20 protein-coding genes are annotated in these 18564 nt (G+C 57.4%); 11 read left to right on the top strand and 9 right to left on the bottom strand.

Going from position 1 to position 18564, the window contains the following annotated elements:
* The first annotated feature begins 18 nt into the window (after positions 1 to 18).
* The 4 genes from fdhD to QQL78_RS12455 are packed head-to-tail and all read left to right on the top strand — an operon-like array spanning position 19 to position 4056.
* Positions 19 to 906 carry a formate dehydrogenase accessory sulfurtransferase FdhD gene (fdhD, locus tag QQL78_RS12470; RefSeq protein WP_284375584.1) on the top strand — a complete coding sequence of 296 codons (888 nt, stop codon included), beginning with the start codon at positions 19 to 21 and terminating at the stop codon, positions 904 to 906.
* A complete protein-coding gene (gene mobA, locus QQL78_RS12465) occupies positions 903 to 1505 on the top strand; it encodes a molybdenum cofactor guanylyltransferase MobA (RefSeq protein ID WP_284373883.1) in 603 nt (200 codons plus the stop codon). Before fdhD ends, mobA begins: the two co-directional genes overlap by 4 nt.
* A complete protein-coding gene (gene mobB, locus QQL78_RS12460; protein ID WP_284373881.1) occupies positions 1502 to 1996 on the top strand; it encodes a molybdopterin-guanine dinucleotide biosynthesis protein B in 495 nt (164 codons plus the stop codon). The genes mobA and mobB overlap by 4 nt, the downstream gene beginning before the upstream one ends.
* Positions 1990 to 4056: a molybdenum cofactor synthesis domain-containing protein gene (locus tag QQL78_RS12455; RefSeq protein ID WP_284373879.1), complete on the top strand. Its 2067-nt coding sequence runs from the start codon at positions 1990 to 1992 to the stop codon at positions 4054 to 4056. The genes mobB and QQL78_RS12455 overlap by 7 nt, the downstream gene beginning before the upstream one ends.
* On the opposite strand, the gene QQL78_RS12450 is transcribed toward QQL78_RS12455, so the two are convergent.
* From QQL78_RS12450 to QQL78_RS12440, 3 genes are all read right to left on the bottom strand, one after another.
* The gene (locus QQL78_RS12450; protein WP_284373877.1) at positions 4053 to 5132 is read right to left on the bottom strand and encodes a hypothetical protein; all 1080 of its coding nucleotides are present in this window, start codon (positions 5130 to 5132) and stop codon (positions 4053 to 4055) included. The genes QQL78_RS12455 and QQL78_RS12450 overlap by 4 nt on opposite strands.
* Before the next feature lie 14 nt (positions 5133 to 5146).
* Positions 5147 to 5617, bottom strand: coding sequence for a transcription elongation factor GreA (greA, locus tag QQL78_RS12445; RefSeq protein ID WP_284373875.1), 471 nt, complete (start codon positions 5615 to 5617; stop codon positions 5147 to 5149).
* Positions 5618 to 5758: 141 nt separating this feature from the next.
* On the bottom strand, positions 5759 to 6136 hold the full coding sequence (locus QQL78_RS12440) for a VOC family protein (protein ID WP_284373873.1): 378 nt from the start codon (positions 6134 to 6136) through the stop codon (positions 5759 to 5761).
* An 88-nt stretch (positions 6137 to 6224) separates the two neighbouring features.
* On the opposite strand from QQL78_RS12440, the gene soxR reads away from it, so the two are divergent.
* The 4 genes from soxR to QQL78_RS12420 all read left to right on the top strand — a co-directional run bounded on the left by soxR (position 6225) and on the right by QQL78_RS12420 (position 11136).
* On the top strand, positions 6225 to 6680 hold the full coding sequence (soxR, locus tag QQL78_RS12435; protein ID WP_284373872.1) for a redox-sensitive transcriptional activator SoxR: 456 nt from the start codon (positions 6225 to 6227) through the stop codon (positions 6678 to 6680).
* Between the two features lie 127 nt (positions 6681 to 6807).
* Positions 6808 to 8454, top strand: a complete 1647-nt coding sequence (locus QQL78_RS12430) for an electron transfer flavoprotein-ubiquinone oxidoreductase (RefSeq protein ID WP_284373869.1) — start codon at positions 6808 to 6810, stop codon at positions 8452 to 8454.
* Positions 8455 to 8615: 161 nt separating this feature from the next.
* Positions 8616 to 10331 (top strand): tetratricopeptide repeat protein, encoded by a 1716-nt coding sequence (locus QQL78_RS12425; protein ID WP_284373867.1) that lies wholly within the window; start codon positions 8616 to 8618, stop codon positions 10329 to 10331.
* Positions 10321 to 11136, top strand: a complete 816-nt coding sequence (locus tag QQL78_RS12420) for a 4-(cytidine 5'-diphospho)-2-C-methyl-D-erythritol kinase (RefSeq protein WP_284373865.1) — start codon at positions 10321 to 10323, stop codon at positions 11134 to 11136. Before QQL78_RS12425 ends, QQL78_RS12420 begins: the two co-directional genes overlap by 11 nt.
* On the opposite strand, the gene QQL78_RS12415 is transcribed toward QQL78_RS12420, so the two are convergent.
* A complete protein-coding gene (locus tag QQL78_RS12415; RefSeq protein WP_284373863.1) occupies positions 11129 to 12127 on the bottom strand; it encodes a polyprenyl synthetase family protein in 999 nt (332 codons plus the stop codon). The two genes, QQL78_RS12420 and QQL78_RS12415, sit on opposite strands and share 8 nt — an antisense overlap.
* A gap of 69 nt (positions 12128 to 12196) precedes the next feature.
* Here QQL78_RS12415 and QQL78_RS12410 point away from each other — a divergent pair, with 69 nt between their 5' ends.
* The 3 genes from QQL78_RS12410 (at position 12197) to QQL78_RS12400 (ending at position 13447) form a co-directional block, all read left to right on the top strand.
* Positions 12197 to 12412: a putative signal transducing protein gene (locus QQL78_RS12410; protein WP_284373861.1), complete on the top strand. Its 216-nt coding sequence runs from the start codon at positions 12197 to 12199 to the stop codon at positions 12410 to 12412.
* A gap of 8 nt (positions 12413 to 12420) precedes the next feature.
* Positions 12421 to 13173, top strand: coding sequence for a tRNA1(Val) (adenine(37)-N6)-methyltransferase (locus QQL78_RS12405; RefSeq protein ID WP_284373859.1), 753 nt, complete (start codon positions 12421 to 12423; stop codon positions 13171 to 13173).
* Positions 13174 to 13282: 109 nt separating this feature from the next.
* Complete coding sequence (locus QQL78_RS12400) at positions 13283 to 13447, top strand: YdcH family protein (protein ID WP_284373857.1); 165 nt, start codon at positions 13283 to 13285, stop codon at positions 13445 to 13447.
* Position 13448: 1 nt separating this feature from the next.
* Here the strand turns inward: QQL78_RS12400 and yddG are convergent, their stop codons facing one another.
* The 5 genes from yddG to QQL78_RS12375 form a co-directional block, all read right to left on the bottom strand.
* Entirely contained in the window at positions 13449 to 14312 is an 864-nt protein-coding gene (yddG, locus tag QQL78_RS12395; protein WP_284373856.1) for an aromatic amino acid exporter YddG, read from the bottom strand.
* Positions 14309 to 15250: a transcriptional regulator GcvA gene (gcvA, locus tag QQL78_RS12390; protein ID WP_284375582.1), complete on the bottom strand. Its 942-nt coding sequence runs from the start codon at positions 15248 to 15250 to the stop codon at positions 14309 to 14311. Before gcvA ends, yddG begins: the two co-directional genes overlap by 4 nt.
* A 313-nt stretch (positions 15251 to 15563) precedes the next feature.
* Positions 15564 to 16286 carry an acetoacetyl-CoA reductase gene (phbB, locus tag QQL78_RS12385; RefSeq protein ID WP_284373854.1) on the bottom strand — a complete coding sequence of 241 codons (723 nt, stop codon included), beginning with the start codon at positions 16284 to 16286 and terminating at the stop codon, positions 15564 to 15566.
* A gap of 73 nt (positions 16287 to 16359) precedes the next feature.
* A complete protein-coding gene (locus QQL78_RS12380; protein WP_284373852.1) occupies positions 16360 to 17535 on the bottom strand; it encodes an acetyl-CoA C-acetyltransferase in 1176 nt (391 codons plus the stop codon).
* Positions 17536 to 17701: 166 nt separating this feature from the next.
* Positions 17702 to 18508 (bottom strand): EAL domain-containing protein, encoded by an 807-nt coding sequence (locus QQL78_RS12375; RefSeq protein WP_284375580.1) that lies wholly within the window; start codon positions 18506 to 18508, stop codon positions 17702 to 17704.
* Positions 18509 to 18564: the final 56 nt, after the last annotated feature.

Here is an 18564-nt window from a genome sequence, read left to right as displayed (position 1 = left end):
AACGCCAACCAGTGAGGGATACAATTGGCCCAAGACCCTGATGTCACCGATTATTTGATCGCACCTGATCCAAAGGCGGTGCGCCTGACCCGTGCGGTGCGCGGTATGGACCATGAGGGGCGGGAAACGACCCTGAATGTGGTTGAGGAACGCCCGTTGACGATCTTTCTGAATGCGCAGGAAATCGTAACTGCAATGACGATTGGCGACTATCCCGAATACCTCGCGCTGGGGTTTCTGCGCAATCAGGGGATGTTGCGTGCGGATGATGAAATTACCCGCGTCGATTACGATGAAGAACTGGAAACCGTGGTGGTGCGGACGGGGCGCGCCACTGATTATGAAGATAAGATGCGGCGTAAAACACGTACGTCGGGCTGCGCGGTCGGCACGGTTTTTGGTGATATGATGGAGGGGCTGGAAGGTGTGAACCTACCACAAATGCCAGTGCGCAGTTCGTGGCTTTATGCCCTGTCGGCCAAGATCAACCGCACGCCATCGCTGTATCTTGAGGCGGGTGCGATCCATGGCACGGTGCTGTGCGAATCTGACAAGCCTTTGGTTTATATGGAAGATGTCGGGCGGCACAATGCGGTTGATAAAATCGCCGGCTGGATGCTGTCCGAAGGTGTGAGCGCAGCGGACAAGATCCTCTATACCACCGGGCGTCTGACTTCTGAGATGGTGATCAAGACGGCGATGATGGGAATTCCTGTGCTGGCCTCGCGCTCTGGCTTTACCGCCTGGGGTGTTGAGATTGCGCAGCAGGTGGGGTTGACATTAATTGGCCGGATGAAAGGTAAGCGCTTTGTCTGTCTAAGTGGCGAGGATCGGTTGATCCGGGATGCGGATCCTGCGTTGATCGTGGATGAACCAAAGCGGTCCGGCCGCAAGGGGGCGGTATGAAACAGCCCCTTGGCGTTATTTTGGCTGGCGGGCAGGCAACCCGTATGGGCGGGGGCGACAAGGGGTTGCTGCGCCTTGGCGGGCAAAGCCTGTTGGATCATGTGATCAACCGGCTTGCGCCGCAGGTGTCGGAGTTGGCGCTGAATGCCAATGGGGATCCGGCGCGGTTCGCGACATTGGGGCTGCCGGTTCTGGCCGATTCCGTTGCCGGGTTTGCCGGACCATTGGCCGGTGTGCTGGCTGGTCTGGACTGGGCAGCAGAGCAGGGGGCAGAGAGCATTGTAACGGCGGCGGCGGATACGCCGTTTTTTCCCTGTGATCTGGTGCCACAGCTTTTGCTGCATGGTGAAGGGATGGTGCATCCTTTGGTGCTGGCCGCCACCCCTGATGAGAAACGCGGCACCGCCCGCCATCCGACCTTTGGCTTATGGCCTGTGGCGCTGCGCGAGGATCTGCGTGCGGCATTGAACGATGGTCTGCGCAAAGTGGTGTTGTGGACCGAAAAACACGAAGGGCGCGAGGCAGTGTTCCCGCAGGAGCAAGCGTTTTTCAATGTGAACACACCGGATGATCTGGCAAAGGCAGAGGAGATGTTATGAGGCTTTACGGGATTGTCGGATGGAAAAACGCGGGCAAAACCGGCTTGATGGAGCGTCTTGTGACAGAAATCACCGGTCGGGGGTTTTCCGTCTCGACCGTCAAACATGCGCATCATTCCTTTGACGTTGATCACCCCGGCAAGGACAGTTTTCGCCATCGCGCGGCTGGAGCCACTGAAGTGCTGCTGGCCTCGCGCAATCGCTTTGCCCTGATGCATGAGCTGCGCGATGAAGAAGAACCGAGTTTGACAGAGCTTTTGACGCGGCTTAGCGCGGTCGATCTGTTGTTGGTTGAAGGCTATAAACGCGATGCCCACCCCAAGGTTGAGGCGCATCGCAGCGTCACCGGAAACCCCTTGATTGCACCAAAGGATTCCACAATCCGGGCTGTGGCCAGCGACACGCCGCTGGATCTGTCTATTCCAGTGTTTGACTTGAACAACACGGTGCAAATTGCTGATTTCATTCTGGCAGAGGTGGGGCTGTGTTAGGCTTTGACACAATTGTTGCGGTGGATTGGTCCGGTGGCAACGACACTGGCGCGACACCACGAAAAGACGCCATTTGGGCGGCTGTAAATAGAAAGGGATTGGCGGAAAGCCCCGTCTATCTGCGTAACCGGCAAGTGGCGGAGGAATGGCTTACTGCCCTGTTTCAGGCAGAGCAGACCGCAGGGCGACGGGTCTTGGCGGGGTTTGACTTTCCATTCGGCTATCCGGCTGGCTTTGGCGCGGCATTTACCGGATCAGATGATCCATTGGCGGTCTGGGATTGGCTGGAACAGCGGATCACCGATACGCCAAAGGAAAATAACCGATTTGATCTGGCAGGATCTCTGAACCTGAAGTTGGGTTCAGGAAAAGGGCCGTTTTGGTTCAATGGCCTAGGGCGCGACGTGTCTGGCCTTGCCCGCAACAAAAAAGACTATGCCAACCCGTTTAATGAGAAACGGCACTGTGAAAACCTGGCTAAAGGCGCGTTTACCTGCTGGCAAATGGGGGGCACCGGGGCCGTTGGTGGTCAGATGATGACGGGCCTGCCTGTATTGGCGCGGTTGCGGCGGCAGTTTGACGTTGCTGTTTGGCCATTTCAGCCGCTTGATGCTGCCATTGCATTTGTTGAAATCTGGCCCTCACTGACCGTTGGGGCGGCCCCAGAAGGCGAGATCAAGGATGCGTGGCAAGTGGCAGAGGTTGCACGACAAATTGCAGCGCTAGCGCCTGAGCGTCTGGCTGAAATACTGGCGGTTGATGCGCCCGTGGAAGGGTGGATATTCGGCCTTGGCTTTGAGGATGAGCTGAACACGCCGCCGCTTCGAAATGATTGTTTTGCCTTGCCACCGGGCGTGCATTGGACCCCTGTGGAGGAGGCACTGGCTGTGCTTCAGGACAGGTTGTCCCCTGTGACAGGGGTTGAAACCCTGACGGTGCCGCAGGCATTGGGGCGTGTTCTGGCGGCCCCGGTTTCGGCGCTTAGATCAAATCCGCCTTTGCCGAATACGGCTGTTGATGGGTATGGGTTTGCCGGTGCGCGCGGCGCAGGTGTACATGTTCTGCCACTGGCACAGGGACGTGCCGCGGCGGGGGATGCGCCCAGAGATCTGGCAGAGGGGCATGCCGTGCGGGTTCTCACAGGGGCGGCACTGCCCTTGGGGGTTGATACCGTCGTGTTGCAAGAAGATGTGCAGCTTGGCGATGGGACAATCCGCTTTTCCGGCCCTGTCAAAGCAGGGGCCAATACCCGAAAAGCGGGTGAAGACGTGGTGACCGGTCAGGAAATTCTTGAAGCAGGTCGGCGGGTTACACCTGCGGATCTTGCACTGATGGCGGCAGTCGGGATGCGCGAAATTGCGGTTCGCAAGCCCTTGCGCGTGGGCATTCTGTCCACCGGTGATGAGCTGGTTGAGGCGGGTGAAACTGCCAAAGCGGGGCAGATTTACGATGCCAACCGGCCGATGCTGATGGGGCTGGTGACGGCGTTTGGACATACCTGTGTCGACCTTGGGCGCGCCGCGGATGATCGCGAGGATCTACGCAAACGGCTAGATGCGGCAAGTGATAAGGTTGATGTGATCCTGACCAGCGGTGGTGCCTCTGCGGGGGATGAGGATCACATGTCGGCGCTCCTGCAAAAGGCGGGGGCAATGACATTGTGGCGGATTGCGATTAAACCGGGCAGGCCCTTGGCCTTGGGTATGTGGAATGGCGTACCGGTCTTCGGCTTGCCGGGAAACCCTGTGGCTGCAATGGTTTGCACTTTGATCTTCGCGCGCCCCGCAATGGATGTCCTGGCCGGCGCTCTGTGGTCTGTACCACAGGGATTTGATGTACCTGCGGGGTTCACCAAGGCGAAAAAGGCAGGGCGGCGCGAATATCTGCGGGCGCGTATCCGCGATGGTCGTGCCGAAGTCTTTGCATCGGAGGGATCGGGGCGGATCAGTGGGCTGTCCTGGGCCGAAGGATTGGTGGAACTGCCCGAGCCTGCCACTACGATCAATATTGGCGATCCGGTGCGCTACATTCCCTACGGTAGTTTTGGGATTGGCACCTAATCAAAGGTGCCGGCACAGCGTCCCAGCAACATAAATGCGCGGGCGGTGCGGGTGTCAGAAAGCGCTGAAATCTCGCTGTCCGTGGCGTTTTTCTCAAACACCGCAAAAGTCTGATCGAAACGTCGCAGGAAATGGTGCGCGGCATCGCGAAAGATCGGGTCTTGTTTCATCCGCGCGTTGCTAAGCGCCAGTGACGAACGGTCGCGGATACCACCCAAAGGTGCAATGGCGCGGCCGCGCGTGCCTTGTGCGAAGTGGCGCCAGACCTCGGGGCGGGCCCGGTCGGGACGCAGGTCATCCATGTAAATACCGTCCTGACTCATCAGCGTCAGCACATCCTGAGAAGCCTGCACCAGCTGTGATGTTGCCCGGTCCTTCAGTGCCCGGCGCAGGGAGGCAAAACCGGCTTCATCCTCGGCAGTTTCGGGAAAGTTGAGGGCGCGAATGAAATCATCATTCGACAGCAGGGGGGCCATGTCGATGGCCTGTGTCCCCAGTTCCAAAGCCGGTTGATCGTCAGCGCTTTTGACCGGTTCGGGCAGGGGCTTGGGCCGACCGGCCTCATCGCGGCGTGACTGAAACGTTGCCAATGCGGTTTCCGTCTTGCGCGCGGCCGCTGCGATTTCATCAAGCTTGCGGGTGACGCTTGGTTCCGCACGCATGTTCTGGCCCTGTTGCTGGGTGATGTAGGCCTGACGAATTGCATCGATAGACGCTTGTAAACGCTGACTTTCTTCGCGCATGACGCGGCTGGCTTTGGCGGCTGTGGCGGCGACCCAGATCATGGCAACCGGCATAAAGATCGCCAGCATTGTCATCAGAAAGCGCAGGCTTTGTGCGCCATCTTCCGACGTGCCTTCCTCGCGCAGAATCAGGAAAAAGAAGGCGGCCCCCAGCAACCACACACCGCTGAGTGCCAGAGCGATGATTTCGATCGAGGTGATCGAATCATGGCGTGGCTTGTCATAGATGCCCAAAGCCGTAGGCCGCCCGGAAATCCCCGTCACCTTGACGGTAGCGGTTTGCGCGGGTTCGTCTCCGGTTGCTGCCGGCTCTGCTTGGGCTGTGTCAGTCATCTGCGCGCTCCAGTTCAGGCATAGACGATCTTGAGCACCTCATAAGATTTGACACCGCCGGGCGTGCGTACCTCGACGCTGTCACCCTCTTCCTTGCCGATCAGGGCACGGGCGATGGGGGATTTGATGTTGAGCAACCCGTCCTCGATCTTGGCTTCGTATTCACCAACAATCTGATAGGTTTTTTCCTCGTCTGTGTCCTCATCCACCAGTGTGACAAGCGCGCCGAACTTGATGGAACCGGACAGTTTGGCCGGATCAATCACATCAGCCAGTGAAATTGCCCCTTCCAATTCCTTCACGCGGCCTTCGATAAATGACTGCTTTTCCTTGGCGGAATGGTATTCGGCATTTTCGGACAGGTCGCCATGTTCGCGTGCTTCGGCAATCGCCTTGATGATGGCGGGGCGCTCGACAGTTTTCAGCTGTTTCAGTTCCGTCTCAAGGGCGGTGTGCCCGGCGCGGGTCATTGGAATCTTTTCCATGGCGGTTGTCCACGTACAGAGGGCCGCGCACCGCAGGTTTGCGGGTGAGCGGCCGTTAAAAGGTCAGGTCGTTGATTACCTGACCCAAAGTGGTGTGGAATTGCAAGGCCCATCGCAGCGATGCGCGGGCTTGGGCCGGTGTCAGTATTGCACAACTTCAAACTCGATGCCGTCTGTATCGTGGAAGTAGAACCGGCGGCCGGGTTCATAATCGGCGTGGTTACTGGTCTTGAAACCCTGTGCGATGACCGCTTTCTCCATTGCATCAAGGTCTTCAACAACCACCGCGATATGGTTCAGACAGCCGACCTGGGTATAGTTTATTCCCTTCACAAATATGTCTTCGCCGGGGGTGTAAAGGGCAATGTATTGTGTGTCGCTGCCGACATGGACAGTATGGCCGCCCGCCATGGCGTCCCCTTGCCAGCGAATGTGCCAGCCAAAAAGCTGTTCCATCCAGCCTGCGGTTGCCTGTGGGTCTGTGACTGTGAAATTGGCGTGTTCCAGAACGGCGTTCATGGCCTTCTCCTTAAAATGTTGCGGTTGCGATATATCCGTTGTAATTTCTAAACCTAACTTTAGGTCAAGAAGTTTTTTGTGAGGTATTATGGTAGTTAAGGATGGGCTGTCGATCGGGGCGCTTGCGGCGCGCACGGGGCTGGCGGTGTCGGCGATCCGCTATTACGAGGCTCAGGGCTTGATCAGCCCTTGGCGCAACAGTGGTGGGCAAAGGCGGTTTGAACGGGCGGACCTGCGGCGTCTGAGCTTTGTTATGATTGCCCAGCAGTTCGGATTTACCTTGCCCCAGATCAAGGAACAGCTGGAGCAACTGCCGCATGGCTGCGCTCCGACCAAAAGTGACTGGGTCAGGATCAGCCATGGGTTCAGGGCCGAACTTGATACGCGGATCGCCACCTTGACCAAGCTGCGCGACAATTTGGACGGGTGCATCGGGTGTGGGTGTCTAAGCCTGGACGTCTGCGCCCTTTACAATCCAAAGGACCGGGCGGCACAGAATGGCACCGGGCCGCGCTATCTGATGGGAGATTCGCCAGAGCGGTAGGAGGCGATCGGCCTCATGCGCCAGTCCTGCTTTGCAACAGCAGCGATTTTACGTGCCGTATTGATTGCATTGATGCCCGACGTGGTTTAGCGATTTCCAAACTTATTAGCGTAGAGGAACCCTAGCCATGGCCGAGATCGAGCGTGAAGCAATGGAATATGATGTCGTCATCGTCGGTGCGGGGCCTGCGGGCCTGTCTGCGGCGATCCGGCTCAAACAGCTTGATGCAGATTGCAACGTTGTTGTGCTTGAAAAAGGTTCCGAAGTGGGCGCGCATATCCTGTCCGGTGCTGTGCTTGATCCCTGCGGCCTGGACAAGCTGATCCCCGAGTGGAAGGCGAAAGGCGCGCCGCTGAATGTGCCGGTAAAAGAAGATAACTTCTATGCACTTGGCGAAGCGGGCAAAATGCGCCTGCCTAATTTTATCATGCCGCCGCTGATGAACAACCACGGCAATTACATCGTGTCGATGGGCAATGTCTGTCGCTGGATGGCGGAGCAGGCCGAAGAGCTGGGCGTCGAGATTTTTCCCGGCATGTCATGTTCCGAAATCGTCTATGGCGAAAATGGCGAAGTCAAAGGTGTGGTTGCCGGTGAGTTTGGCAAGAATGCGGATGGCAGCCAGGGTGACGGCTATGAGCCGGGGATGGAACTGCACGGGAAATATGTTTTCCTTTCCGAGGGGGTGCGCGGCAGCCTGAGTAAACAGGTGATTGCAAAGTACAACCTTGATGCCGATTGTGACGTGCCGAAGTTTGGTCTTGGTATGAAAGAGATTTGGGAAATCGATCCGGCCAAGCATAACGAAGGTGAAGTTACCCACACGATGGGCTGGCCGCTGGGCACCAAGAACACCGGTGGGACGTTCATCTATCACCTTGATAACAATCAAGTTTACGTCGGCATGATCGTCGATCTGAATTACAAGAACCCGCATCTCTATCCCTACATGGAGTTCCAGCGTTTCAAACATCATCCGATGGTCTCCAAGCTGCTAGAGGGCGGTAAACGCGTCGCTTATGGTGCGCGGGCGGTGACCAAAGGCGGCATTCAATCCATTCCGAAGTCCGCCTTTCCAGGGGGTGCTTTGCTGGGCTGTTCCGCCGGGTTGGTGAACCTGCCGCGGATCAAGGGCAATCACAACGCGATGTTGTCCGGCATCGCTGCAGCTGAGGCGGCGATGGACGCGATCAAGGCTGACCGCAGTGGGGATGTGCTGGAAGGTTATGATACTGAATTGCGCAGCGGTGCGGTTGGTAAAGACCTGAAAAAAGTGCGCAACGTTGCGCCACTGAATGGCCGCTACGGGCTGTTGGGGGGGCTGGCGATTGGCGGCTTTGACATGTGGTGCAACACCTTTGGCTTCTCTTTGCTGGGCACCCTGAAGCATGGCAAATCCGACGCGGAATCGACAGAACCCGCGTCCCAGCACAAGGTTATTGACTACCCCAAGCCTGACGGGAAACTCAGCTTTGACCGTCTGACCAATGTGGCGTTTTCATTTACCAACCACGAGGAAAGCCAGCCTGCGCATCTGACGTTGAAAGACGCCTCTGTTCCGGTTGACGTCAATCTGCCAAAGTTCGCCGGCCCCTCTGCGCGCTATTGTCCTGCCGGGGTCTATGAGTTTGTTGGCGAAGGCGCGGATCAGAAGTTCCAGATCAACTTCCAGAACTGTGTGCATTGCAAGACATGTGATATCAAGGATCCAAGCCAGAACATCGTCTGGACCACGCCACAGGGTGGTGATGGGCCGAACTATCCAAATATGTGATCCGTTCAACCAACGACAGAACCATTATCAGAAGGCGGGGCAGTCCCCGCCTTTTTTGCGAATAAATCCGCCTCACAGACCTGTCATGTTGCGTGGCCTGCCATTGCGCTTGCAGGTAGACCTGATAGCCTTGCTCGCAAATGAAAAGAGGCAGTCGAGATATGTTCAGAAATGTCCTTACCGGCGCAGCGGCCCTGCTGTTAAGTGGCGCGTTCATCCCACAGGCGCAGGCCCAATCTGTTGCAGGTGCGTATTTGGCGGGGCGTCATGCTGCGGTGCAATCGGATTACCGCGAGGCGGCCCGTTACTACGCCGAGGCGCTGGCGCGTGACAGTTCAAATGTGGAGCTGATCGAAAGCACGGTCCTGTCATATTTGTCGCTGGGGCGCATTGAAAAGGCTGTGCCTTTGGCCCGTGTGCTGGAACAGAAAAATCAGAACTCACAAGTTGCGCGGATGGTGATCACTGCGGATTTGGCTCAGCGCGAGGAATACACGGCACTTTTGGCGCGCGAGTCCGACAGCGAGGGGATTGGTCCCTGGGTGGATGGTTTGGTCAAGGCATGGGCGCAGGTGGGCAAGGGGGACGTGACCGCTGCCATGGTGGCCTTTGACGCCTTGAGTAAAGAAGCAGGCATGCAGGGGTTTGTGATGTATCACAAGGCCTTGGCTCTGGCATCCGTGGGAGATTTTGAAGGGGCCGAGGCAATTTTCGGGGAGGCAGCAGCCGGTGCTGCGGGCCAGACCCGGCGCGGGGTGATGGCCCATGCGGTTGTGCTGGCGCAGCTGGAGCGTCACGAGGAGGCCCTGACCGTCCTGCGCAGCAGTTTTGGCGAGGCAACGGACCCTGAGCTGGATCAGATGATCGCCGCGCTTGAGGCGAAGGAGCCACTGCCCTTCACCCTTGTGCGTGATGCCAAATCCGGCATTGCAGAGGTGTTTTTTACCTTCGCCGCCGTGCTGAAAAGTGAAACAGCAGGGGATTATTACGTGCTGCTCTATTCCCGCGTGGCACGTTTCCTGCGTCCCGATCATGTGGATGCCCTGTTGCTGACAGCGGGGTTGTTGGAAAACCTTGGTCAGAATGATCTGGCGGTCGAGGAATATAAGGCCGTGCCCGCCGATGATCCGGCATTTCATGTGGCAGAGCTGGGTCGCGCGGATACCTTGCGTCGTGCTGGCAAGGATGATCAGGCGGTTGAGGTGCTGGAACAGCTGGCCCGCAGCCATGGTGACCTTGCCGTGGTGCATTCCACCTTGGGCGATGTGCTGCGCGGGCAGGATGACTTTACCGGAGCCATTGCTGCCTATGACCGGGCCATTGAACGTACTTCGGAAACTGCGCGGGTGCGTTGGATTTTGTATTACTCACGTGGGATTGCCTATGAACGCCGTGGCGACGAAGCGGAATCAGAAGCCAATTTTCGCGCGGCTTTGGCTATCAATCCAGAGCAACCGCAGGTGTTGAACTATCTGGGCTATTCCATGGTTGAGCAGAACCGCAATCTGGAAGAAGCCTTGGAGATGATCGAGCGCGCCGTCGCGGCCAGCCCGCAATCCGGCTATATTGTCGATTCACTCGGGTGGGTGCTGTACCGGATGGGTCGCTATAACGAGGCGGTGGCGCATATGGAGCGCGCGGTGGAGCTGCTGGCGGTGGATCCGGTGGTGAATGATCACCTTGGCGATGTTTATTGGGCGGTGGGTCGTCAACGCGAGGCAGAGTTTCAGTGGAGTCGTGCGCTTTCCTTTATTGATGAAGGGGATACGGACGGCGAGGCCGATCCCGACCGTATCCGGCGCAAGTTGGATGTGGGGCTGGACAAGGTGCTGTCAGAGGAAGGTGCGCCCCCGTTGAAGGTGGCCAATGACCTCTGAGGTCTTTGCTCCGGCCAAGATCAACCTGACGCTTCATGTCACTGGCCAACGGGCAGACGGCTACCACCTGCTTGATTCGCTTGTGGTTTTTGCGGATGTTGGCGACCGGTTGTGGTTCGAGGCGGGGCCGGAACTTTCGATGGATGTGTCTGGCCCCTTTGCGCAGGGGGTGCCGGTGGATCAGCGCAATCTGGTCTGGCAAGCGGTAGAGCTGGCCGATTGGACGGGGCGGATCACCTTGGAAAAGAACCTGCCGCACGGCGCCGGGATCGGCGGCGGATCGACGGATGCCGCCGCAACCCTGAATGCCTTGGGAGGTGTGGCACAGGCTGCGACCTTGGGCGCGGATGTGCCGGTTTGCCTCAGACGGGCAGCAACGCGGATGCGCGGCATCGGGGATCATTTGGAGGTGGCGGATGATCTGCCGCAATGCTGGGCCGTTCTGATCTGGCCTAGTGTTGGCGTTGCAACGCCGCATATTTTCAAGCATCTGGAAAAGAAAGACAATTTGGCAATGCCGGAAGGCTTACCAAAGTTTCAAAGTCACACACAGATGATCACATGGCTGCGCGGAATGCGCAACGACCTGCAAGCGACCTGCGCGGCGTTGGTGCCGGAAGTCTCTGAGGCATTAACGGCGCTGGCGGCATGTGACGGGCTGGGGCTGGCTCGGATGTCTGGCTCTGGCTCGACCTGCTTCGGGCTTTTTGAAACCCAAGGGCAAGCTGACGCTGCCGCACGGAAAATCGCAGCGTCACATCCCGAATGGTGGGTGAAACCCTGCGTGCTTGGGGATGCTAGCTGATCCGGCTGACTACGTAATCCGCAATGTCTGACAGCATGTTTTTAACGTCGTGATCCGGCAGAACGGCAAGAGCTTCCTTGGCTTTCTCGGCCCATGCCAGCGCATCCGCCTTGGTTGCGCCTAGGGCAGCGTGTTTGTTCAGTAAGGCCAGCGCATGTTCCAGGTCACCGTTTTCCTGACGGCCCTTTTCAATGGTGCGTACCCAAAACGCGCGTTCCGTATCATCAGCTTTGGCAACAGCTTTGATCACCGGCAGGGTCAGCTTGCGCTCGCGGAAGTCGTCCCCAATGTTCTTGCCTGTCGCGCCGGTGTCACCCTGATAATCCAGCAGATCATCCACGATCTGAAAGGCCACACCCAAAGCATCGCCATAGTCATACAGCGCCTGCACCTGTGCGTCCGGCGCATCGGCAATCACGCCGCCAACCTGTGTCGCCGCAGAAAACAGCGCTGCGGTCTTGCCGCGCACCACTTGCAGATAAACGCTTTCATCTGTGGCCAAATTGCGTGCCGCGGTCAGTTGCAGAACCTCACCCTCGGCGATGGTGGCGGCGGCGTTTGACAGGATCTGCATCACCTGCATGGAACCGGGTTCGGTCATCAACTGAAAGGAGCGTGCAAACAGGTAATCGCCCACCAGCACGGAGGATTGATTGTCCCACAACAGGTTTGCCGTGGGACGCCCACGCCGCTGTTCGCTTTCATCGACCACATCATCATGCAACAGGGTTGCCGTGTGAATAAACTCAACCGTGGCCGCCAGATGCACGTGATAGGGGCCGTCATAGCCACACATCCGTGCCGCCGCCAGCGTCAGCATCGGGCGCAGACGCTTGCCGCCTGCCTCTACCAAATGGGCAGTAACCTCGGGGATGCGCGGTGCGTGTTTTGAAGCCATCCGTTCGCGGATAAGCGTGCTGACCGCGGCCATGTCTTTGGTCAGATATGCGGCCAGCCGTTCGTGTGGTTTTGCAATTGTATCAACGTTCATCAAGACGATCCCATTTACCGCCCCGCAAAGAGGCTCGACAATCTGGCCGAACTGGCCCACACCTTTGATATGAAGGAACTTTTACGCACAACAGACATGACGGTAATCGCCTTTGCCCAAGCCCTTCTTGAGGGGGAGGATATAGCCTGCTTCGCGATGGACGTAAACATGAGCGTCCTTGAAGGTGGCATCGGTATTTTCCCGCGCCGGTTGATGGTGCATCCTGACAATCACGGTGCGGCTGAACGTGTGTTGCTGGACAACGGCATCCCCCTCGGATTGTAGACGAGCAGATGCGCAAAGACGAAGATGCCGATCTGACATGTGACGCCTTTCTGGGTGGGCAGCTTCATCTGCTTCAACCCCGGCAGGGGTATCGCGCGGGCCTTGATGCGGTTTTGTTAAGTGCTTGTGTTCAAGCGGAAAAAGGACAGCGGGTGCTGGAATTGGGGTGCGGCGTCGGGGCGGCGATCCTCTGTCTGGGGACCCGCGTTCAAGGGCTTGCCCTGACCGGGGTTGAGCGGGATCCGCGTTTTGCCGCGCTGGCCCGCCGCAATGGCGCGGATTCGCTTGAGGTGGTAGAGGCTGATCTGGCCGCGCTGCCGCTTTCGTTACGTCAGCGACAATTTGACCATGTTCTTGCGAATCCTCCTTACTTTGACCGGCGGGCCTCTGTCGCCTCGGATGATCCCGCACGGGAGGCGGCACATGGCGCTGAAACACCTTTGGCAAAATGGGTTAAAACCGCTGCGAAGCGACTGGCCCCAAAGGGATATGCGCATTTTATCCATCTGACAGAACGCCTGCCGGATGTCCTTGCGGCGTTGCCTCATGAAATGGGCAGTGTTCATGTATTGCCACTTGCTGCGCGGGCAGGGCGCGCACCGGATCGGTTTATCCTGCGGGCGCGTAAAAACGGGCGCGGGGCGTTCAAGCTGCTTGCACCGCTTGTTCTGCATGAGGGGCAGCGTCACGTCAAAGACGGGGAAAGCTATTCAGCTATGGTGAAATCGGTCCTGCGCGACGGGAAACCGCTGATTTTCTGACCGGTGTTAAGCGATTGTTTACCCAACTTGCGGTTATGCTGCATGGCGGCGTGACAGGGCCGCGATTCTGTGATTCACTCAAGGCTCAACATTCATCAAGGAGGACTATATGGCTTTTGACGCACGTCTGGAGACCCTCAAGCGGAAACATCACGAGATGAGCGAAGCAGTTGAATCTGCGCAGCGCGCACCGGGTAGTGATGATCTGCAAGTTGCGACGATGAAAAAAGAAAAACTGCGTCTGAAAGAGGAAATCACCCGGTTATCGAGCTAACCTAGGTTTTGAAACTCGCACGGGCGGCGATAAACGCCCCTCCCGTGATCAACAAGGCCGCCCATAGCAATGTCTGGCTTGGGGCGGCCACCCCGAAAACAACAAGGACAAGTGTCGACAGCAGAGGTGCCGCATAAGAGCTGGTGCCCAGCAACTGAATGTCCCCTTGTTTAACGCCAATATCCCACACAAAAAATGCCAGCCCCACAGGGCCAAGGCCCAGCCCGATCACGGAGGCCCAAGCAAGTGATGTGACGGGCCAGACAGTTTCCTCAAACACCAGATGCAGCGGGAGTGACAGCGCCGCCGTTGCCAGGCAAAAGACGGCAACAGTCGCCGTTGGTGCACTACCGACCAAACGAGACAGCACAGAATAGCCGGACCAGGTCAGGGCGCAGAGCAAGGCCAGCCCATATCCGATGAGATATTGCGTGGAAAACCCGCCACCCCCGCCCGTGATGATCAGCGCCGCGCCTGAAAAACCGATGATGGCCCCGATCACATGTCCGGCCTTCAACCGTTCCCCGGGCAGCAGGCCGGAGAAAAGCACGATTAACAGCGGCCAAAGATAGGCGATTAAACCGGCCTCGGCGGCGGGGGCCAATCGCAATGCCGAAAAATATAGCGCGTGGTAACCGAAAAGCCCAATTGTCCCAAAGGCATAGACTTTCAGGGGGACAGTGCGCAAAGCTGGCAAGGCACCGGTGCTTGCCGCCCATATCAAACCGAACGTTCCGCCCATCGCAAAACAGAGCGTGTTGAGTAACAATGGCGGTACCGGGGCCGACCCAACCGTAAACAATGCCAGAAGCGCCCATAGCAGCACCGCGATGAACCCGATTGAAGTTGCGCGTTTGCGTGTCATTCTAAGGCCGTTCTTTCCAAAAGTGTCATTGCATCGGCGACGGCAGCGGTCTTGTCAATCTCGCGTAGGATCCAGTTTAGAAATGCTGCAATCTGGGGGCGCGTTTCTGCCCCTTTCTGACATAAAAACCGGAATCTTGCGCCTGTTCCCAAGGCGGTACCATAGGGCGCAACCAGCCGCCCTTCAGCCAGATCCTTGATCACCAACGCACGCCGGCCCATGGCCACGCCGATTCCTGCAAGCGCAGCGTCCAAGGCATGGTCCGCCTGCGAAAACCGCGGCCCATTGGGAATGAGAGCTTCCATACCCATCGCCGTCGACCAAGCGGCCCATCCTGCGGGCAGATCAAGAAAATCAATCGATTCATCGACGATCAGAACCGCCTTGGTCAAATCTTCAGGGGTTGGATATTTGGCGGCCAGTTCCGGCACCATGACCGGCGTTACCCATTCTTCGGCCAGCGGGACGTTAAATAGTGTCGTGTCGACCCCAAACCCAAAGCGTATTGCCACGTCGATATCGTCACGGGCAAAATCCATCAGTCGAAGCGAGGCGGAAAAGCGCAGTTCGATTTCAGGATGCTCCTGAGCAAATTCAAACAGGCGCGGGGCGAGCCATTTGGCGGTAAAGGCGGGGCCGGCGGTAACGGTCAGCGATTGGTGATCCTGCGTGCGCTGCGCGGCACGCCATCCATTCGTCAGGGTTTCAAAGGCGGCTTTGGCATCCGGGGCCATGGCGCGCCCGGCATCGGTTAACTCAACAGCGCGGTTCAGGCGCCTGAACAGGGGGGCACCCAGATGCTCTTCAAGGGATTTGATTTGAAACGAAAGCGCGGCGGGGGTGACGTTCAGCTCCGCCGCCGCTTGGGCGAATGACATATGACGCGCGGCGGCATCGAAGGCGCGTAGAGCGGTGAGAGGGGGGAGTGACGTCGGCATATTCACTTAAGTACATCTTAACTGAGGCGTTGGAAAGTCTCGTTTGTCAGCACGTGGATCAAGGATCATATTGAGTGCAATTCAGAAATACTGATTGCCCCGCCAAAGGAGCCTAGCAATGATTGAAGCAACCACAAACCCCGCTGCCCGCAGTGCCATGCAAAAAGCCCATGCCGCACGTGGTGAGGCGATATCATCCGTATGGGCGTGGCTTTTCCGGTCTTCCCGCTGACGTGCTGCAGAACGTCTTACGGGATAAAGAAAGGGCGGCTCGTGAATGAGCCGCCCTTTTTTGTGTCAAACTGTCGCCCAATCAGACAAAGAACTGCGCACCGTTGGCCGAAATTGTCGATCCGTTGATGAAACCGGCGTCGTCGGCCACAAGGAACTTAACCGCACGGGCGATTTCTTCGGGCTCACCCAAACGTCCGGCTGGGATCTGCGCGATGATGCTCTCGCGGACTTTTTCAGGCACGGCCATCACCATATCCGTCCCGATATACCCCGGACAGATGGCATTGGCGGTGATATTGGCGCGCGCGCCTTCCTGAGCCAGTGATTTCACGATCCCCAGATCACCTGCTTTGGTTGCGGCATAGTTCACTTGCGCAAACTGCCCTTTCTGACCATTGATCGAAGAGATCACGACAATACGGCCAAACTTGCGTTCACGCATGCCGGGCCAGATGGGATGTACGGTGTTGAACACGCCGGTCAGGTTGGTGTCGATGACCTGATGCCATTGCTCTGGCGTCATTTTATGGAACGGCGCGTCACGGGTGATACCCGCGTTGGCCACGACGATTTCCACAGGCCCAAGATCCGCCTCGACCTGTTCGATACCGGCTTTGGAGCTGTCATAATCCGCCACATTCCATTTGTAGGTCTTGATGCCTGTCTCTTCGGTGAAGGCCGCAGCAGCCTCATCATTGCCGGCATAGGTCGCCGCAACGGAATAACCTGCTTCTTTAAGTTCTTTGGAAATGGCGGCACCGATGCCTCGGCTGCCTCCGGTAACAAGTGCGACGCGGGACATAGATTTCCTCCGGTGAGTACGTTTGTTGCGATTCTAAGAGTCGGCGCGCAATTATCTTGCGCGCCCAATCTTCTTAAGGGCGCTCAAGGCACATGGCAACACCCATGCCGCCACCAATGCACAAAGTAGCGAGACCTTTTTTCGCATCGCGTCGTTTCATCTCGAACAAAAGGGTGTTCAGGATGCGCGCACCGGATGCACCGATGGGGTGACCAATGGCGATGGCACCGCCGTTGACGTTAACGATTGCCGGATCCCAACCCATGTCCTTATTCACCGCACAGGCCTGTGCTGCGAATGCTTCGTTGGCTTCCACCAGATCCAGATCCTCGGCTTTCCAACCGGCTTTTTCCAAAGCTTTGCGCGAGGCATAGATCGGGCCAACCCCCATGATCGACGGGTCCAGACCGGCGGTGGCATAAGATGCGATGCGCGCCAGCGGTTCGATGCCGCGCTTTTCGGCTTCTTCCACAGACATCAGCAGGGCACCGGCAGCACCGTCGTTAAGGCCGGAGGCATTGGCCGCTGTGACAGAGCCGTCTTTGGTGAACGCGGGGCGCAGTTTTTGCATCGCATCCATGGTTGCGCCGTGACGGATATATTCGTCAGCGTCTACAATTGTATCGCCGCGGCGGCCCGGCACGGTATAGGCCACAATCTCATCCGCGAACTTGCCCGCTTTCTGGGCAGCTTCGGCTTTGTTTTGCGAAGCAACGGCAAATTCGTCTTGTTGCTCGCGGCTGATCTGCCATTTTTCGGCAACATTTTCAGCGGTTTGACCCATGTGGTAGCCGTTGAACGCATCCCACAGACCGTCCTTGATCATGGTGTCGATCAGCTTCATGTCACCCATCTTTTGCCCGGCACGCATGGCTTGGGCATGGGGGGACATGGTCATGTTTTCCTGACCACCGGCGGCAACAATGGATGCATCACCAAGTTGAATATGCTGTGCGCCAAGGGCCACGGCACGCAGGCCGGAACCGCAAACCTGGTTGATTGACCAAGCCGAAGATTCCTGTGGGAAACCGGCGTTGATATGCGCCTGACGGGCAGGGTTCTGACCTTGAGCAGCGGTCAACACCTGACCCAAAATCGTCTCGGAGACTTCCGATGCATCCACACCGGCACGGGCCACGAGTTCTTTCAGGACGGCAGCCCCCAAATCATGGGCGGGGGTATTGGCAAAGGCCCCTCCAAAGCTGCCCACTGCGGTGCGTGCGGCAGATGCGATGACGACATTGGTCATTAATAGCGTTCCTCTTCCAATGGCAGAGGAAAAAGTGACATTCCGGGCAATTCTCGCTCAGAACGACTCCCCCACCTTCTGGGAAAAGTGATACATCATGGTAAACGTCGCGGCAACTAAGCCTATAGTGGGGCCGGTTTGTATTTCTTGGCGGGTGAAGTCCGTATCACCCCGTGCGTTTATGGCGTGATTGCAGCCATGCGGGCCGGGTGGTCGGCGCCCCAAAATGATACCCCTGCAAGCAATCAAATCCCAGTTCAGTCAAAAGCGCCGCATCCTCTGCATTCTCGACATATTCTGCAACGGTAAGCATATCAAAATGTTCGGCAATCGATAAAAGCGCGGTGGTAATGACCCGGTTTTCAGCATTCTGCGAGATGCCTTTGATGAACTGACCGTCGATCTTGACGATGTCAAAATAGAAATCACTGAAATACCGGATCGCGGTATAGCCAGCGCCAAAGTCATCCAACGCAAAACAAACCCCTTTGGGCTGCAATTCATCCATGAAATCAATGACCAGCTCAGGCACCAGCATGGCGGAACTTTCGGTGATCTCAAGGATCAGCCGTTCGCCCAATGTCTTGTCCTGACGCAGATGCCGGTTCAGCATTTTGATCCAGCCGCCATACCCGATAGAACGCGCGGACATGTTGATCGACAGCCGCAGGCCCGGATTGGCCCCAAGCGCCTGCAATCCCATACGCAGCGCCAGCACGTCAATTTCGCGTCCCAACTCGCTGGCCTCAATGGTGGGCATGAAATCACCGGCAGGGATCACGCGGCCGGTGGCGTCCAGCACACGGATCAACCCCTCGTAAAATGCGACTTTGCTATGATTGCTGGCTCGCATGACCGGTTGATAAGCCAGCAATGTCTGTTTGTGGGCAATCGCCTCTGTCACCATATCAATGGTGGATTTGTCACGTTGGGACACCGCATAGTTCAGCGGGTTCTCTGCCCCGGCAGGCATATCGGCAAGGCGGCGTTTGAAACGGCTGACCACGGCAATTTACTTTCATCAGTGAT

Origin of the sequence: Sulfitobacter pacificus (genome assembly GCF_030159975.1) — a bacterium.
Classification (GTDB): Bacteria; Pseudomonadota; Alphaproteobacteria; order Rhodobacterales; family Rhodobacteraceae; genus Sulfitobacter; species Sulfitobacter pacificus.
Note: the sequence above shows the minus strand (reverse complement) of the source record. Positions and strands in the feature narration are given on the sequence as shown.

Coding starts and splice junctions, on each gene's coding strand:
- mobA (WP_284373883.1), top strand. CDS start 903: ATGAAACAGCCCCTTGGCGTTATTTTGGCTGGCGGGCAGGCAACCCGT.
- mobB (WP_284373881.1), top strand. CDS start 1,502: ATGAGGCTTTACGGGATTGTCGGATGGAAAAACGCGGGCAAAACCGGC.
- QQL78_RS12450 (WP_284373877.1), bottom strand. CDS start 5,132: ATGACTGACACAGCCCAAGCAGAGCCGGCAGCAACCGGAGACGAACCC.
- greA (WP_284373875.1), bottom strand. CDS start 5,617: ATGGAAAAGATTCCAATGACCCGCGCCGGGCACACCGCCCTTGAGACG.
- QQL78_RS12440 (WP_284373873.1), bottom strand. CDS start 6,136: ATGAACGCCGTTCTGGAACACGCCAATTTCACAGTCACAGACCCACAG.
- soxR (WP_284373872.1), top strand. CDS start 6,225: ATGGTAGTTAAGGATGGGCTGTCGATCGGGGCGCTTGCGGCGCGCACG.
- QQL78_RS12430 (WP_284373869.1), top strand. CDS start 6,808: ATGGCCGAGATCGAGCGTGAAGCAATGGAATATGATGTCGTCATCGTC.
- QQL78_RS12425 (WP_284373867.1), top strand. CDS start 8,616: ATGTTCAGAAATGTCCTTACCGGCGCAGCGGCCCTGCTGTTAAGTGGC.
- QQL78_RS12420 (WP_284373865.1), top strand. CDS start 10,321: ATGACCTCTGAGGTCTTTGCTCCGGCCAAGATCAACCTGACGCTTCAT.
- QQL78_RS12415 (WP_284373863.1), bottom strand. CDS start 12,127: ATGAACGTTGATACAATTGCAAAACCACACGAACGGCTGGCCGCATAT.
- QQL78_RS12410 (WP_284373861.1), top strand. CDS start 12,197: ATGAAGGAACTTTTACGCACAACAGACATGACGGTAATCGCCTTTGCC.
- QQL78_RS12405 (WP_284373859.1), top strand. CDS start 12,421: ATGCGCAAAGACGAAGATGCCGATCTGACATGTGACGCCTTTCTGGGT.
- QQL78_RS12400 (WP_284373857.1), top strand. CDS start 13,283: ATGGCTTTTGACGCACGTCTGGAGACCCTCAAGCGGAAACATCACGAG.
- yddG (WP_284373856.1), bottom strand. CDS start 14,312: ATGACACGCAAACGCGCAACTTCAATCGGGTTCATCGCGGTGCTGCTA.
- gcvA (WP_284375582.1), bottom strand. CDS start 15,250: ATGCCGACGTCACTCCCCCCTCTCACCGCTCTACGCGCCTTCGATGCC.
- phbB (WP_284373854.1), bottom strand. CDS start 16,286: ATGTCCCGCGTCGCACTTGTTACCGGAGGCAGCCGAGGCATCGGTGCC.
- QQL78_RS12380 (WP_284373852.1), bottom strand. CDS start 17,535: ATGACCAATGTCGTCATCGCATCTGCCGCACGCACCGCAGTGGGCAGC.
- QQL78_RS12375 (WP_284375580.1), bottom strand. CDS start 18,508: ATGCCTGCCGGGGCAGAGAACCCGCTGAACTATGCGGTGTCCCAACGT.